The sequence below is a fragment of the Planctobacterium sp. AWM4_229 genome (assembly GCF_056160305.1).
This window is the reverse complement of record NZ_JBSWWX010000008.1, coordinates 59,601-77,211: the sequence shown is the minus strand read 5'-3', so window position 1 is coordinate 77,211 and position 17,611 is coordinate 59,601. Positions and strand designations below refer to the sequence as shown.

The 17,611-nt window shown below is 45.6% G+C and carries 11 protein-coding genes; 6 read left to right on the top strand and 5 right to left on the bottom strand.

Going from position 1 to position 17,611, the window contains the following annotated elements:
* Positions 1–9: 9 nt before the first annotated feature.
* Positions 10–2,262 (bottom strand): acyl-CoA dehydrogenase, encoded by a 2,253-nt coding sequence (locus ACXAGP_RS17965; protein ID WP_475262931.1) that lies wholly within the window; start codon positions 2,260–2,262, stop codon positions 10–12.
* 238 nt (positions 2,263–2,500) lie between these two features.
* Between ACXAGP_RS17965 and ACXAGP_RS17960 the strand changes: the two genes are divergently transcribed.
* Positions 2,501–3,049: a hypothetical protein gene (locus ACXAGP_RS17960; protein WP_475262930.1), complete on the top strand. Its 549-nt coding sequence runs from the start codon at positions 2,501–2,503 to the stop codon at positions 3,047–3,049.
* Here ACXAGP_RS17960 and can read toward each other — a convergent pair.
* The 4 genes from can to ACXAGP_RS17940 form a co-directional block, all read right to left on the bottom strand.
* Positions 3,038–3,637: a carbonate dehydratase gene (gene can / locus ACXAGP_RS17955; protein WP_475262929.1), complete on the bottom strand. Its 600-nt coding sequence runs from the start codon at positions 3,635–3,637 to the stop codon at positions 3,038–3,040. The genes ACXAGP_RS17960 and can overlap by 12 nt on opposite strands.
* A gap of 125 nt (positions 3,638–3,762) precedes the next feature.
* Positions 3,763–5,640: a DUF885 domain-containing protein gene (locus ACXAGP_RS17950; RefSeq protein ID WP_475262928.1), complete on the bottom strand. Its 1,878-nt coding sequence runs from the start codon at positions 5,638–5,640 to the stop codon at positions 3,763–3,765.
* Between the two features lie 170 nt (positions 5,641–5,810).
* Positions 5,811–7,094 carry an amidohydrolase gene (locus ACXAGP_RS17945; RefSeq protein ID WP_475262927.1) on the bottom strand — a complete coding sequence of 428 codons (1,284 nt, stop codon included), beginning with the start codon at positions 7,092–7,094 and terminating at the stop codon, positions 5,811–5,813.
* A gap of 55 nt (positions 7,095–7,149) precedes the next feature.
* Positions 7,150–8,415 carry an ATP-grasp domain-containing protein gene (locus tag ACXAGP_RS17940; protein WP_475262926.1) on the bottom strand — a complete coding sequence of 422 codons (1,266 nt, stop codon included), beginning with the start codon at positions 8,413–8,415 and terminating at the stop codon, positions 7,150–7,152.
* A gap of 322 nt (positions 8,416–8,737) precedes the next feature.
* On the opposite strand from ACXAGP_RS17940, the gene ACXAGP_RS17935 reads away from it, so the two are divergent.
* The 5 genes from ACXAGP_RS17935 to ACXAGP_RS17915 all read left to right on the top strand — a co-directional run bounded on the left by ACXAGP_RS17935 (position 8,738) and on the right by ACXAGP_RS17915 (position 17,600).
* On the top strand, positions 8,738–10,708 hold the full coding sequence (locus ACXAGP_RS17935; protein ID WP_475262925.1) for an acetate--CoA ligase family protein: 1,971 nt from the start codon (positions 8,738–8,740) through the stop codon (positions 10,706–10,708).
* 50 nt (positions 10,709–10,758) lie between these two features.
* Positions 10,759–11,586 carry a cyanophycinase gene (locus ACXAGP_RS17930; RefSeq protein WP_475262924.1) on the top strand — a complete coding sequence of 276 codons (828 nt, stop codon included), beginning with the start codon at positions 10,759–10,761 and terminating at the stop codon, positions 11,584–11,586.
* Between the two features lie 272 nt (positions 11,587–11,858).
* Positions 11,859–12,242: a response regulator gene (locus ACXAGP_RS17925; protein ID WP_475262923.1), complete on the top strand. Its 384-nt coding sequence runs from the start codon at positions 11,859–11,861 to the stop codon at positions 12,240–12,242.
* Positions 12,229–13,272: an HD domain-containing phosphohydrolase gene (locus ACXAGP_RS17920; RefSeq protein WP_475262922.1), complete on the top strand. Its 1,044-nt coding sequence runs from the start codon at positions 12,229–12,231 to the stop codon at positions 13,270–13,272. The genes ACXAGP_RS17925 and ACXAGP_RS17920 overlap by 14 nt, the downstream gene beginning before the upstream one ends.
* Before the next feature lie 5 nt (positions 13,273–13,277).
* Positions 13,278–17,600 carry a response regulator gene (locus ACXAGP_RS17915; RefSeq protein ID WP_475262921.1) on the top strand — a complete coding sequence of 1,441 codons (4,323 nt, stop codon included), beginning with the start codon at positions 13,278–13,280 and terminating at the stop codon, positions 17,598–17,600.
* The last annotated feature ends 11 nt before the right edge of the window (positions 17,601–17,611 follow it).

Genomic DNA, 17,611 nt, shown 5'->3' with positions numbered 1-17,611 from the left:
TTGCTTCGATTAAGCAGCAGGTTTGTGCTCAACTTCAGCAGGAACTTCATCAGTCAGTAGATTCAAATCAAAATCATATTCATCTACTCGAACTGCTACACGACGCTTAGCATCATAATCTAATACTGCGTCTGCTTCAGTCTGGTTCAATACACCGCGCTTCTGCATTTCGGTTACGATCCCGGCGAAGTCAGTTGCAGGTGCAACAGGCTGTGCACGCAACGCTTTCTGGATTTTGCGCAACATAGGCATTACTGCGTGTTTCGCTACAAATGCCTGATAGTTGATGTCGTAGCCATCGCCTGGCTTGGTTTCTACCAGATGAGTGATCTCTTTGCGGAACGCATTGTTCTGCAAACTCACTTCTGATAATTCACGCACCAGGTCATCAGAAATAGCGTGAGTGCTATTGCTGTAAGTTGCGGTTAGCAAGCGCATCAATCCACGAACAGCAGTGTTCGGGAAGTTCGCCACAAAGGCTTTCTGTGCTTGCTCAGCTTGCTGTAACGCCCACTGAATACCGTACTCAAAATAAGGCTTAGCATCAACGCGATTGGTTTCACTCACCTTTTGCTCGTAAAAGCGGATTGCCGCCATCGACATGTAACCGTAGCTCATCATGTCACCTAAACGGGCAGATAACATTTCAGCTTTCTTCAGGTCACCACCCAACACCAACAGTGCCAAGTCCGCCATAGTAGCCAGATTAGAGGCAACTTTGTTCAGGCGCTTCTCGTACTTTCTAACCTCAGGTAGTTTACTGGAACTACCGCGCGTGAAAGGTAAATAACTCTTACCTAAGCTGCGGAAAGCGTTAGCAACACTGAAGCCAATAGTCTTGCGCAACAGAGAATTGAACTTGGCATCAGCACCTTTTTCATTGCTGTGAATCTGTTCAACCAACTCTTTCATATAAGGGTGGCAACGCATCGTACCTTGTCCAAAAATCATCAAGCTACGAGTCAGGATGTTGGCACCTTCTACCGTGATAGCAATAGGCTGGGCTTTGTAACCATTTGCCATAGTATTTTGCGGACCTTGCTGGATAGCTTTACCCGCAGTGATGTCCATACCGTGTTGCAAAACTTCACGGCCGAGTTCAGTCATGTGGTATTTAGCCATAGCCGTCACAACTGAAGGCTTCAGACCTAATCCTAGACCTTCTGTGGTCAACTGACGCATCGCTTCTAGCAAATAGGTTTTACCTGCCATATCTGCTAATTTTTCCTGAATACCTTCGAAGCGACCGATTGGCACACCGAACTGTTCACGTACGAAAGAGTACTCAGTAGCCGCCTTGAACGCCGACTGCGCTGAAGAGGTTCCCAGAGCGGGTAGGGATATACCACGACCGGCCCCTAAACAGCTCACCAGCATCTGCCAGCCACGTCCGATGTTCTTTTGTCCACCGATGATGAAATCCATCGGAATAAACACATCCTTACCACGCGTGGTACCGTTGTAAAAACGCATGCCCATTGGGTCATGACGGTTACCCAACTGCACGCCAGGGTGAGATTTAGGGATCAAGGCACAGGTAATACCCAGCTCTACTTTGTCACCCAACAAACCATCTGGATCTAAACACTTAAACGCCAAACCCAATACAGTAGCAATCGGTGCAAGGGTGATATAACGCTTGTCCCAAGTTACGGAAAGACCTAAAACTTCTTTGCCTTCCCATGTACCTTTGGTCACCACACCTACATCAGGGATAGCACCCGCATCAGAGCCAGCGTCTGGACCTGTTAAAGCAAAACAAGGCATGTCTTGACCAACAGCCAATTTCGGCAACCACTGCTCTTGCTGTGCTTTAGTACCATAGTGCATTAACAGCTCACCCGGACCCAGTGAGTTAGGTACCATAACGGTTACCGCTACCGCACAGCTACGAGAAGCAATTTTTGATACGATAGTCGAATTTGCGTAGGGGCTGAACTCCAGACCACCGTATGCTTTTGGAATAATCAAAGCGAAGAATTTGTTCTTGCCTAAGAAATCCAGAATTTCTTGTGGTACATGCACACCGTCTTCTTGCAGACGGTAGTCATCTACCATTTCAATTAGTTCGCGCAGCGGGCCATCGATAAAGGCTTGCTCATCTGCACTTAATGTTGCTTTTGGCACATTTCTCAATGCCGCCATATCAGGTACACCGCGATACACTGAAGCTTCCAGCCAAACATCGCCAGCATCCAGCGCTTCCTGCTCTGTAACAGAAATTGGGGGTAAAACTTTCTTAAAGGTTGTACGTATACTCATAATATTCACTCATCTGACATCCGACCAGTTGAATGAATTATGAGTGAAAACTATTTTTGGATCAAAGTTTTTTAACAAAATTTTTAAAAAACTGTTGTATTTTTATACGATCCGATTGACCTTGTGGTCAGGTTAAACATTTGATTTACAATTATTTTTGATTATTTGGCGTAAAATTAGAAAATGGCACCTGGCGATTTTTTAAGGTGCTATTGGCAAGCGATTTGGGGTAGTTATTGTGGCAAAAATTGCAAATCCTCAGGGAAAAGGCGGTCATTTATTGAGCACGCTTTGGTTTCCTGCTATCGAGCTTAATTCAAAATCCAATGTCGAAATTATCAGCGATTATGCCTTATCTATGCTGGTGCTAAGCGCCGAGTTTGCTTTCAAACCCGTAACAGGGAACGAATATTTCTTGTACTTATGGAAAGGGCAATTAAGGCTCAGTTTAATACCTGAAGAAAAATGCCAAATTAGGGATGTGGAATGTATCGCCGTTTGCGCACTACAAGAGGATCTCACTTGGCAAGTAGCACTCAAAACACGAGAAAACCTGAGCAATCATGCGCTGACATGGCTGCATGATTTCGTTAATGCACTGCAAACCAAAGTAGATGGCGCCAGCTCGTTTGCCGAATTATTACCTTACTATGAAGAAACCCTGCCCTTTTACCGGCGATTGTATGCAGCGGGACTTGCAAAAAGCTTGTCTTTATCGGCCGGTAAAAGTGGTTTGCTGCACAGCAAACCAAACCTGCAACTACATCAGCTAACCTCAGGCGGGTAAGGTCATATCCTGTCCAAGTTTTTTCAGACGTCCGTTTTTAATACTGTAGATAAAGCTGTGTACTTGAATATCCTGTCCGGCAGATTTGGCCGATTTAACTACAGAAGTGCGCAGTACATTCAGGGCTTGCTCGCGTACATTGAGCTCACACATGCGATCATCTTTCGCTTCGCCTTCCAGGCCTTCAAGTTCATCGGCATACTTCACCGCAACATCCTGAATATGGCCAAGCCAATTGTCTATCAGTCCCAGCGGTTCGCCTTTTAAAGCCGCTGTTATGCCTCCACAACCATAATGGCCGCAAACAATGATGTGTTTTACTTTCAGGACATCAACTGCAAATTGTAAAACCGATAAACAATTCAGATCGGTGTGGACCACCATGTTAGCTACATTGCGGTGCACAAAGAGTTCACCCGGTAGCAGCCCCACAATTTCATTTGCAGGTACGCGACTGTCAGCACAACCAATCCAGAGGTACTTGGGTTTTTGCTGTTTCGACAACTTATCGAAAAAATCGGGTTTTTCTTCATCAATCTGTTCTGCCCATTTAACATTATTGTCGAGCAGTAATTGGATTTCTGGCATAGTTTAATTGTCGTTGTAGCTACTGATTAACGGCAGTATACCTGACAAGCAGCCGCAACAAAGCTCTGATCTGTCAGAACCTGTTGAGCTTTGTTTGTAATTGATTAAGAAAAAGTCACTACGCTTCAATCATTGGCAATGGTTCGGTCCACTTGTGCCTCCAGGACAGTCAGCGGCAAGGCACCATTATCCAGTACCAAGTCATGAAAGGCCCTGATATCAAAACTGTCGCCCTGCGCCTCTCGCATGCGCTCGCGCAGTTCTACTATCTTTAACATGCCAGTCATATAGGCCGTGGCCTGCCCGGTATAGATGCTATACCGGGCAATGTTACCCAAAGCACTGTTGTTACTTACTCCGACGTTTTCTTCAAACCAGGCTACCGCCCTTGTTTGACTCCAGCCAAATGCGTGAATGCCGGTATCTACAACCAGTCGCGCCGCTCTCAACGCTTCAAAATTAAGCCGGCCGATATCGCCATAGATATCATTGGCATACCAGTTGTAATCCCCCGCCAGACGCTCTGCATACAACCCCCAGCCTTCGATATAACCGGTAGCCGGAAAGTTACGACGAAAATCTGGCAAAGCTGTTTCCTGGGCAAGCGCAATTTGCATGTGATGACCAGGCATCGCCTCGTGATAGGCCAGGGTGGGCATAATAAAATACGCTTCTGAATTGACATTCTGAGCAAAAAACGCCCCATCGCGAGAACCATCCAACGACCCTCTGACGTAAAAACCACCCGTTGGTCCGCCCACCACTCTCACTTGTTGTACCGGAAAACGATTGAATAGCGGCACCATCCTGGTCTCTGCGTCGGCAATTAGCTGTTCATAGGTATTGATGATCTGAGAAGGTGCAATAAAACCGCCATCTTGTGCTACGCGCGAAAAGAGCTGCTGTAGCGATTCGGTAGCCGGATAGCCCAGCTCATCAAATCGCTGCCGCAATTCGCTGTGAATTCTCTCTATCTCCTGCAGTCCCAGTTCGTGAATTTCCAGTGCAGTTAAATCAGTAGTGGTGTGATAACGCAAGCGTTGCTGATAATAAGCATCACCGCCGGGAAATTGCCCTACACCAATCTGCTGGGGTGCGCGATTGCGTTGTGCTTGCAGAAAACTCACAAGCTGGTTGTAGGCTGGCACAATCTCATCTCTGATGGTGGCTCTGGCGGTATCGCGAAAGCTCTCTTTTTGAGTGTTGGTTAAACTGCTGATGTCATCCAGTTTACTGCTGAAGTTGGCGAAATACGCCGACCCATCAATATTACTGACGGCATTGCCGTGCACATTAATTGAAACATCTAATGTAAATAGCGGCTCAACAACACCGAAGGCCTCCATTTCCTGTAAGTTAGTAATAAGTTGGGTGAACTTTTCATCTACGAAAGTCAGTCGCGTTAAATAATCTTGCACATCGGATTCTGTTTGCAAGGGATGCAGATCAGAAAAAAACAATTGCGTACCGCTGGGAACGCCCGTGAGAAAATAAGTGGCCTGATAATCAAAATAGATAAAATCCCGCATTTCAGCATTGCGCTGAGCAAGCCAAAAAAGGCTATCGTAATTAACTTGCTGTGCCGTATCTAAACTATCTCTGTCGATTACCTGTAATCGCTCAAAAAGTGCCTGCCACATGGCAATGGTAGTCACCTGATAAGGAAAGTCGATAGGCGTCAGCGACAACGTATCTAGTTGGTACGCTTCAGCTAGGCCTAAGCCTAAAACACTTTCCGGATCTCGCAGTGACAGTATCGGCCACGCCGTATCCAGAATGGCATTTAAATCCATATCCTGAATCAAGTCTGCAAATTCGCTGGCCGCTATGCCAGGCTCTGGTGGTGTTGGGGCGCCAGGAGTAGTAGGTGTGGTAGGCGTTGAAGGAGTACCGGGCGTATTGCTGGTTGTGGTGGAAGAGCCGCCGCCGCAACTGGTCACACCCAGCGCAGTGACAACTAAGAGTACAAAACCAAAAACAGAGGTTTTTTGTAGCTTATTCATAACCATTTCCAAAGGAAGACATTCCCCAAGCTTAATCAATCGGGAATATTTCGCCGCTCTCAGACATCAATGGTTACAAAAATTTGTTTACAATTTGAACTGATAGTCACTCTCAAAAGAATAGGGCAGCCGATTGGCTGCCTTGTAAAAGCGATTAATAGCTTTGTGGATTAATGCTTGTTCATATAATCCATGGTGAGGTTCGTCAGTAATTTAACCCCTAGATTCATACCTTCATCATCCACGTAAAACTCTGGTGTATGGTGAGCTGGGGCTTCGCTGTCTGGTACGTCTTTGGGTTTGCCCCCCAGGAATAGATACAGACCAGGAATTTCTTTCTGGAAGAAGGAGAAATCTTCCGCGCCTGTAGTGGGTTTGCGGCTGATCACATTATCTTTACCTGCAGTACGCACTAGCGTGTCCAGCATCTCGCCCATCAATTCAGGATCGTTGTAAGTCACCGGATAATTGTAATCCAGTGGCAAGGTCACCTCAGCTGTCGCCCCCATGCTTTCGGCAATGGCTTTTACCTTGCGCGGTAACGACTCATAAATATGCTCTCGAGCTGCATCGTTTAAAGTGCGAATGGTACCCACCATTTCCACTTCGTTGGGAATGATATTAGAGCGAACTCCGCCCTGGATTTTACCTACAGTGACCACTGCGCCATCTTCAACCAGCTCTAGTTCGCGGCTGACAATAGTTTGCAGGCCCATAATAATTTGAGCTGAAGTCACCACGGGGTCAACACTCATCCAGGGGTAAGCACCGTGTGCCTGTTTACCTTTAACCACCACTTTGAAGGGGTCCACCGCGGCCATGATGCCTCCAGCGCGATACGCCACGGTATCCACTTCCAGGCCAGCCCAGATGTGCAAACCAAAAATCACATCCACATCAGGATTTTTTAGCACACCCTCTTCTACCATCACTTCTGCGCCACCGCGCTCACCGGCAGGGGCACCTTCTTCAGCAGGCTGAAAGATAAACTTCACTTTGCCTTTTAATTTATCTTTGTTTTGCGCCAATAATGTTGCTGCACCCATCAACATGGCCATGTGGGTATCGTGGCCACAAGCATGACTCACGGGGACGTCGTTGCCGTTGTACTCGCCACGGGCGGTGGACTTCCAGGATAAATCGTTAACTTCCTGCACTGGCAGGGCATCCATATCGGCTCGAAGCCCCACAACCGGACCGGGTTTGCCGCTATCTAACACAGCGACAACACCAGTAATTGCTACACCAGTTTGTACCTCAAAGCCCAGTTCTCGCATATAGCTAGCAATATACTTTGCTGTTTCAAACTCGCGGTTGGATAACTCCGGGTTTTGATGGAAATGACGACGCCATTCAACCGTTTTTGGCTCTAATTTTTCCGCCTGAATGGCGATGTCTGCCGTGGCATGAACCGCAAAGATCGCGCTAAGCGCCAATGTGAGTTTTCTTATCATTATCGTTCCTGTTGGGTTGGAATAGTTTCGCTTCGCATTGCATTGAGCTCCGATACTACCCGTGTACCCCCAACATTCTCAACCGATTTTCAATGGCAAACATCTGATCGAGGGTCTCACCAGCGATAATGCCGTAGATATGCGTCTTCAATTTTTTATCTTCGATATACTCATTGGCAGACACAATCACAAAGTCTTTGTGCTCCAGATCCCGATGTAAACGCACCATGGCCTCATCCAGACTGCAATCCACCGAATAGCCGGTGGAAAACTTAGCGTACTCTTTCTTTTCCTGCTGAAGATTGCGGCGCAAAACGCATAAAGGCGTTGAGCCATTAATGCGTATGTTGGCATCAATCACAAACATTTCGCCTTCGGCATTTTCCAATACGTCTACGCCCACTACACCAAAATAACCGTGTTTATGCAGGAATCGACTGAGTACAGCTATTTTGTGCTGAAACTTATCCATCGTATCGCTATAACGGATCACACCACCGATCATTTCACCGTCTTCGGTGACCATCTGATTAGTTGCACCTAATAGTGTGGCTTTGCCCTCTCGATCCACATAAAACTGGACACAGTAGTTACCCACTTCGTTGAGTACAAATTCCGATACCAATACCGTGCGCACCAGACCCGCTTTAATGTACTGACGGATATCGATTGAGCAAAAATCCAGGTCTTCCTGGTTGCGAATGATATAAGTGCCTTCACCCGCCAGGCCATGAGACACCTTCACCAAAAACGGATATTCATCGGGCACTTTCACCTGACTGATATCCACCTGGGTTAAATCGTAGTGAGTAAATTTGGGATAATGCACTCCCATCTCAGCCAGTGTTACTTTGCTCAATAATCGATAGTGTTCATCGGGGTCGATAGCGTGCTTTTCTTTTTTGAGATGATCAAAGGGAAACAACGACAGGATCTTGTCATATTTATCTGACTCGTTCAGTTCATTAAATATGTTTTGGTGAGGATAAACATCCAGATTGTCGTACTTAAAACCAAAATGCTCCCGCCAGTAAGTCAAAAGGGGATCGGAGGGCTTTTCCATCAAGATAGCGGGAATGCCATCCCCCATCACCGACAATACCCGCCAGGGTTCCATCTGGGCCGTTTTATTGTAGGGGACTTTGCTCTCTTCAGAGTTGCCATCCTGGATCAGGTACTTCTGATCATTGGGAAAATGACTCCAACCCGCGGTACTGGGATAAGACACATAATAGCCGTATTTTCCGTCCTGAATGTCATTGGCGAATAACTCCGAAAAGGAATTACCCGAAAAAAGCTTAAAGTCCTGCTCGATGCTCATGAAACCCTCTGTGTAAGACAATGTGCGCTACTCCTTTTTTAGCCTAGTTCAGGAAAAAACGATTGCCACCAGACTAGGGGCTTTTTATGGCTAAATTATTTCGATTGCATAGTTATTCAACAATTTTTCTGCAATCGCTCTCATATCACTGAATTGCAATGATTTACGCATAAGATTTCACAGCTTATGAATGGCTATTTACGGGATAAAAATTGGTAATTTTTCCTTTATTGCTATGCTTAAAGACATTTGATAGCTTGAACCAGACAGGGTTCAAATTTGCGCAATCCAATACTCAGCTAATACGCTATAGGACAACCTCATGACTGACTTCGTGGCAGAACAAACTTCTCGAACAAATGCGAAAGACTCAGACGCATTTGATGTATTTAATTTACGTCACTATGTTGGGCCCAACCCGGATTTGTCCTGCGAAGCGTTGGCGTTTGATTTTGCCTTTACTGGTCACCCCAAACCTGCGCCGTTGAACGACATCCATTCGGCGGTGGCAGAGCGTTTACCAGAACTGGCCAAGGTAGAGTGTGAAAACTACGCACAACTGTTTGGCCATACGGTGTCTGTGGTTAACCGCCTGGATCTCAACCTGCACATGGAAAAATGGGAAGTACAGGAAAAAGAACACGGTGCCCGTATCGCCTTTCAGGTGATCCACAAAACCACGTCCTGGAAAGTGGTTTATTTTGTCTGGGATTGGTTTGAATACATCTGCGATCCAGACAACAACGAATTTGATTACGATGCCCAGTTTGCGGAATTGCAGGAGTCCTTCAATCGTTCGGTATTTGGCGGCCCTACTTCCTATAGCCTGCTTAAAGCTGCCGCCAAAAAACACGTACCCGTCACCTATTTATGGGACGAAGGCCTGTTTCAATACGGCTATGGCAAAAGCATGATCCGCGGTATCGCCACAACCTTTGATGTGGATAGCCACGTCGACTCTGACTTCACCTGTCGCAAAGACGATTGCAAAGCCTTTCTGGCGGAATATGGCTTCCCGGTACCCGAAGGCGAAGTGGTATATGAACTAGAAGAAGCTATTGAAGTTGCCGAAGATATCGGCTACCCGGTGGTGTGCAAACCGGTAGTGGGACACAAGGGTATTGGTGTTACGGCCAATATTGAAAACGAAGATCAGCTGCGCAAAGCCTTTATTAATGCCGTAGCCGCAGTGCCAGAAGGCGAACCGCAGTCTATTATTGTGGAAACCTTCGTTACCGGTAACGACCATCGTATTTTATGTGTAGATGGCGAGTTTGTGGCAGCCTTAAAACGAGAAGCGGCCTATGTAATTGGCGATGGTGAGTCCACCATCATGGAGCTAATTAATATCGAAAACGGCAAAGAAATTCGCGCCGATACAGCCACCTCACCACTAGGTAAAATCCTGACAGATGATGTGATGGATAATACGTTAAGTGATGCGGGCTTGACCCGTGACTCAGTATTAGAGCGCGGCGAAAAAGTCCATCTGCGCAAAGTGGCCAACCTGTCGTTGGGCGGAGTGAGCGAAGATGTAACAGATATCGTACACCCCGAAATCATCGCCATGAGTCGTGCTATAGCACAACATTTTAAACTGACGGTTTTCGCCCTGGATGTGATCACCGATGATATCGCTAACGACTGGAAACCAGTAAAAGGCCAAAAACGCGCCAACTTCGGTATCATCGAGATCAACGCGGCACCGGGCATTTATATGCACTTAAAACCCGCCTATGGACGTTCCATCGATGTACCCACCCGCATCATCGAAACCTTCTTTGATGAAAGCCTGGATGCCCGCATTCCTATCCTGACCTTCAATAAACTCAGCAAACCAGGCATGAAGCGCATTATCGATTACATCATGCACCACGATATCTGTCGTTACCCGGCAGGCGTCTGTACTGACGGTATGTTCCTGAAAAAGCACGAGTTTCCAGTAAATCCTGATTACAACGCCAATATGCGCAACGTGCTGAGAAATCCCAGAGTAGAAATGTTGATGGCTGAAATGCCATTAGCGGTCTACGAAACGGAAGGAATGTATTACAATAGCTCGGATTTATTGGTGCTCGAAGATCCCAACGAGACAGAAATGATTCTGGCAGAAGATATGGAACCCGGCGCCATAGTGATGATCCGTAAAGGCAACGATGTAGAAATTCGCCGCGGCGATGCTGAGCCTGAAACCATGCAAGTAGAATTCGAGGATGAATTCTTTTCCCTGGTACTACACGAAATCAAAGCCCACTTTGGCAAAAAAATCATCTTACAACCGGCAACCCTTTAAGGACCGCCAGATCCTTAGCAGTATAGGTAGAAAAATTGGTGTTTAACGTAATGCATAATAACAAAGGTACTTTAACCCTAATCGGAGGCGCAGAAGATAGAAACAGCAACAGTGGCGTGCTCCGAAACCTGGTAGACAAAACCAAAGCCCGTTATGTGGCTGTGGTACCTACCGCCTCCATGTATGGCTACGAGCTGGGCGATGAATACAAAGACACCTTTCGTCGCCTGGGTGTAGAAAAAATCGAAATTCTGGATATTAAAGAACGCCGCGATACCGAAAACGAGCGTTTTCTGGAAATCGCCAAAGAGGCCGATCTGATCTTCTTTACTGGTGGCGACCAGGTAAAACTGGCCCATGTGTTCTTACATACAGAATTATTAAAGATCATCAAAAACCGTCACTTCTTATCGGGCCTGCATTTAGCCGGTACAAGCGCTGGCGCCATGGTAATGAGCGACCCGCTGATTTATGAAGGCGACGGCAAAGACTTCCAAAAAGGCGCAGTATTCTTTGAACCGGGTTTTGGCATCACCGCCAGTACCACGGTCGATACCCACTTTATGGAGCGCGGCCGCATCCCACGTATTTGTGCCTTTATGGCCTCAGGTTACAGCAAACGCGGCATCGGAGTGGGTGAAGATACCGCCGCTTTTATTACCCCAGATGACAAACTGGAAGTGTTTGGTTCCGGCATTGTAGTGATGTTCAACGCCGACAAAATGCGTTACTCCAACTTCCACAACATTAAAGAAGACGAACTTATCGATATGGATAACGTGGCCATGTCTTTCCTTGTGCACGGCTCCCGCTTTGATATGAACAAATGGGCCCAAATCAAACCTTCGAAGCGCAAGAAAATTATTGCAGCTTCGTAACTACTGAAAAGACGAACCCGACCACTCTGGGTTCGTCATCTTAAAGCTCCTTAATAACGATTCTTCCGTGTAAGTATTTACCCTTCAACGCGAAATGGTTGATGTAATCCACATCACATCCCACTTACCCAATTTATTGAACATGTTAATGCGCGATAAGCGTGATTTTCCAAGAACTTTGTCTACATTAATTAAAACACGCGGATTCAACTTGATGTACCCACTTGATTGGACAGAAAGAGAATTGCAAGGGAATTACATGGGAGAAATATGTGAACAAGGTGGTATTGATAGTTGATGATGAACCAGCAAACATCGAACTGATAAAGGGCCTGTTACCCAATAACTGTAAATGCAAAGCCGCAATTAACGGCCAAATTGCATTGAAGCAACTGCAAAAAAGTAAACCCGATTTAGTTATTCTTGATCTCGTCATGCCAGGCATGGATGGCTTCCAAACATTACGCGAAATTCGAAATGATCCTAAATTAACTGCGCTCCCAGTGATTATCGTTTCAGGAGAAACAGATCCAAATCAAATCGAATCACTAAAAGAACTAGGAATTCTTGCTTTTGTAAAAAAGCCTATCGAAAGCCAGTTACTTTTATCTGAGATTGAAACAATTATAGGGGGAGCTCAAGATGGTCAGCAGTAATAAGGCCAGCATATTGGTGGTAGATGATACGCCTGAAAACATTGATGTCCTCACTGGCATCCTGAGCCAAGACTATAAAGTACAAGCCGCTTTAAACGGTCGCCTCGCCTTAAAAATTGCTATGGGGAATAAGCCCCCAGATTTAATTCTGCTAGATGTAATGATGCCTGAAATGGATGGTTACGAGGTTTGTGAACGCTTGAAATCTGACCCATACGCCGCCAAAATTCCAGTGATTTTCGTCACCGCCAAATCAGAAGTGGAAGACGAAAAAAAAGGCTTTCTCTTAGGTGCCGTGGACTACATAACCAAGCCGGTTAGTCCGCCTCTGGTATTGGCTCGGGTTAGAACCCAACTAGCTTTATACGATCAATCACGCCATCTTGAACAATTAGTGATACAACGTACCAAAGAGCTGCACGACACCCGTGTAGAGATAATTCGTCGCTTGGGTAGAGCTGCGGAATTCAAAGACAATGAAACCGGTATGCATGTTATTCGCATGAGTTGGTTTAGTCGCTTTTTGGCAGAAGAGATAGGTGAACCAGAAGACTGGTGTGAATTACTATACAACGCAGCACCAATGCATGATATCGGTAAAATCGGTATCCCTGATCGCATCCTGCTAAAACCGGGAAAGCTAGATGAGCAAGAATGGCTTGTTATGCAAAAACATGCCGAATATGGCGGAGAGATTATTGGTGATCACCCTTCACCACTGCTGCAATTAGCAAGAGAAGTGGCCCTCTTCCACCATGAGAAATGGAATGGAAAAGGTTATCCCAATGGTTTAGAGGGTTATGATATTCCGCTATCAGCGCGTATTGTCGCCATTGCGGATGTCTTCGACGCGCTAACTAGCGAAAGACCCTACAAAAAAGCTTGGCCAGAAGAAAAAGTTATCCAACTACTGGAAGAAGAAGCTGGCGAGCACTTTGATCCCCATTTAGTACCGCTCTTTATCCAGTGCCTGCCCAGAATCCGTAAAATTCAACAACAATATTCCGATATGGCTGAACAAGGAGATTAATGACAATGAGTTTGTATAAGTTTCTCAATCCTCGTTCATTTTCAGGCCGGATGTTTGTATTGCTCGTAATGCCATTGGTGACCATTGTTGTTGCGATGGTAGCATACAATGGCTGGGTGAATTATCACCATTCCTTGTCTGAATCGAAACGTCATTTACAGCTGCTAGCGAAAAAATTGGGTGAAAAGATTGAGAAGGAAAATCAAGAAGCCGTGTTAGCAGCAAAGATGATGGCCCTGACTCAGGAAGAGATAATGTTTGGTTATCGCCTAAAATCAGTCGATCTGGCGCGTCGCATATTACAGGAAAATCCAACGTTTACCGGTGTCTATTTTGGCTACGAGCCAAACGCAGATGGCAAGGATTTAATGCCATCGGTTGTTCCGAGCAGTATTGACCAAGATGGCCGGTTTTTACCTTATTGGTATCGCAGTATTGAAGACGATCAGCAATTGTTACTGGAGCCACTGAAAGACATGGAGTCAAGCCTCTATTATGGAGGTCAAAAAAAGCAATATCTGGCCACTCAAACACCACAATTTATGATCACAGAGCCCTACACATATCAGGGTAAACTAATTGTCGAATATACCTGGCCAATTGTCATCGATAATCAATTTAAAGGCATTGCAGGCGTAGACAGATCACTCGACAGCTTGGAGAGTCTGATCGCGGAAATAGCCGAAGAAAAAAATGTCGAAATAATCCTTCTGAGTCGCCAAGACAATGTTATCGCATCTACTCTTGAAAGCACCGATATCAAAACCAAATCGATAAACGATACTGACTATGCTGCCATCAAATCCAAGCTTACCGAAGAATTGCAAATCATTGATGATGTTGATCCACAGACTGAGCAACCACACTTTTACATCAAATCTCGCATTCCCACCGGTAGTTGGAAAATAATCATCAGCGTTTCACATGAAACGGTGCTCAGCAACCCCATCAATAATATTCGTAACAGTATGCTGCTTGCTTTCTTTGGTGTACTGGCTATCGTATTTTTAATTGCATCATTTTCATCACGTTTAGTCTCCCAAATTACCCGAGTCGTGGAATCAGCAAAAGCCTTAGCATTGGGCAAACACCATGATGCACAACCAGATGGTAAGTTGATCATTTCTGAATTTCGCGAGTTAATGCAAGCCCACCAGCAAGTCTCTAATGCCTTTAGCAGTATTGCAGATGTCTGCGGTGCAATTGCAAAAGGCGACTTTTCCAAACAAGTAAAAAGTCGTTGCGAACAGGATATGCTTGCCCAATCAATTAATCTGATGACGCAAAAACGTCAAGAAGCGGAACAAGCACTAAAAGATTCTGAAGAGCGTTATGATTATGCCGTAGATGTATCAGGCGATATTATTTGGGATTGGGATCTCAGCACTGACCAAATCCAATTAAACCAAAACTGGTTAAGCTTCCAAGAAAACCGAGATGCTAGTCTCCTTATCAAAATGTCAGAGTTTGCCGAGGCAGTGCATGATGACGATAAACTAAGGGTGCATGAAAAAATTATCAGTAGTCTGAAAGAAGACACCCCTTATAGAAGCACCCACCGTATCATCTCACCTTTAGGCAAGGAGTACTGGGTAGAAGATAGAGGCAGGGTAATAAAACGTGACAAACAAGGTAAAGCTCTGAGATTTATTGGATGCGCAGCGGATGTCACTTCCTTAAAACAGACGGAGCAGTTGTTGAAGGATGCGCAAGAACGTTCTAATAAACTTCTGGAAGCCACTCCAGACCCCATCTTGGTGGTCAATGATAAAGGCATTATTGTTGAGCTCAACGAAGCCACATGCCGGGTATTTGGATACAGCTACAAAGAAGTTTTAAATCAGCCGGTTGAGCTGTTTATTCCACAAGACTATCACCAAGGACATCAGCATCACATAAGCAGCTTTATGCACAGCCCGAAACGCATGGACATGTCTCAGCGCAGAGATATTGAAGCAGTTACAAAATCCGGCCAACGGTTGTGGGTAGAAATCAATCTGAGTCCGATTCACGTGGATGAGCAGCTCTTTGTCATTGCTGGAATACGGGATGTAACACGGCAACGACATATAGAAAATGATTTAATTAAATCTGAGCGCGCAGCCGAAGCAGCAAATCAGGCAAAGTCAGATTTTCTGGCCAATATGAGTCATGAAATTCGCACTCCCATGAATGCCATTATTGGCATGAGCCACTTGGCACTTCAGACAGACCTCACCAAGAAACAGAAGAATTACATTGAAAAAGTACACAGAAGCGCAGAATCTTTACTCGGTATTATTAACGATATTCTGGACTTTTCCAAAATCGAAGCCGGCAAATTAGACATTGAATTTATTCCCTTCCGACTCGAGGATGTGATGGATAACCTGGCCAATCTGGTGGGTTTAAAGGCGGAAGAAAAAGGTATTGAGTTGCACTACGATATCGACCCTCAAGCCCCGATGGCGTTAATTGGCGATCCGCTTCGATTGGGCCAAATACTGATAAACCTGGGTAACAACGCAGTTAAATTTACGGAATCAGGTGGTGAAGTCATTATCAGAGTCACAAGTAAAGGAGTTGAATCCGACAAGGTGACTTTGCAATTTGATGTGCAAGACACCGGGATTGGCATGACGCCGGAACAACAAGCCAAACTGTTTCAATCATTTTCTCAGGCAGACAGTTCAACCACGCGTAAATATGGCGGCACCGGATTGGGTCTCACCATTTCCCGCAAACTGACTGAAATGATGCAGGGTGAAATTTGGGTAGAGAGCGAAAAAGACATTGGAAGTACCTTTTCCTTCACCATCACAACTGAGGTGCAATCGGGAGAAGTATCGAAACGTCGTCCTGCCGTCAGTGATCTTGGAGTTCTTCGAATTTTGGTGGTCGACGACAACAGCACAGCGCGAGAGATCTTATCGCAAATGATTGCACAATTTGGCTTTCGCGTTGATCAGGCCGCCAGTGGTGATGAAGCTATTGCCATGGTGAACGAAGCTGACAATAGCGACCCATTCCAACTGGTGTTGATGGACTGGAAAATGCCGGGAAAAGACGGTGTACGCACTGCACAAGAGATTCAGGAAAATGACTCTACGGCACACCCCCCTACCATTATTATGGTGACGGCTTACGGTAGGGAAGAGGCAGCCGGTGCCTCTGAAGGCGTTGAAATAAAAGGCTTTTTAACCAAACCTGTCACCCCTTCCCACATGCTAGATGGGATATTGATGGCGATGGGCAAGGATGTGGTAAATCACCGCAATGAAGACAAATCGGACAAACGCGCTGAAGACGCCGTCAACAATCTAGCTGGCGCTGATATTTTATTGGTGGAAGATAACCAGATGAATCAGGAGCTCGCCACCGAATTACTCACGCTGAACAATATTAAAGTGACCTTAGCTGAGAATGGTCAAGAGGCGATTGATACGCTTACGACTTATCACCGTGAAGGCAAAGCCTTTGACGGGATATTGATGGACTGTCAGATGCCAGTGATGGACGGCTACAGTGCCACCAAGGCCATCAGGCAACAACCCGAATTCCAGTCGCTCCCGATACTTGCCATGACAGCCAATGCCATGGCAGGAGACCGGGAAAAAGTATTGGATGTAGGTATGAACGACCATATCGCCAAACCCATATCAGTAAACGACATGTTTATCACTATGGCGAAGTGGATAACTCCAGCCAACCCGATACATCCGAAATCGATAGAAAAGACGCAAACAAATGAAGATGTCCACATCCCAGAGCTAAATGGCATTGACATCAAAGCGGGTCTGGCTACTACACAGAATAACAAACCTCTGTATCTAAAATTATTACGTCGTTTTAATAGTTCAAATGAATGCTTTGTTAATGACTTTAATCAGGCAATAGAAACTCAAGACCAGGAACTGGCCGTGCGTTTGGCTCATACATTAAAAGGCACCGCAGGTAACATAGGAGCAACCCAGGTATTTGAATTAGCAAGGGAACTGGAGATAAAAGCAAAGAATAGCCTGACAGGATTAGACAATGTTTTAGGGGAGTTGACCATTAGCCTCTCTGAAATACTGAGTGTACTCAGCACGTTGCAAGAACCCGAGTGCGAATCAACCAGTTTTGATGCAACGCAAGTTGTCTTATTACTGGAAAAATTAAGCGAACAGGTGGATGAATTTGATACTGATGCAGCAGAAACCATTGAAGCGTTAGCAGCGCTGCTCAAAAACACATCCTTAAATGATCAGTTAAAACCATTGAGTGAGGCAATTTTTGCTTATGACTTTGAAGATGCCGAAGTAAAAGTAAAAGAGCTGACAGAAGCATTTCAAAATTTAGAGCTTTAAGCTGAGCGCAG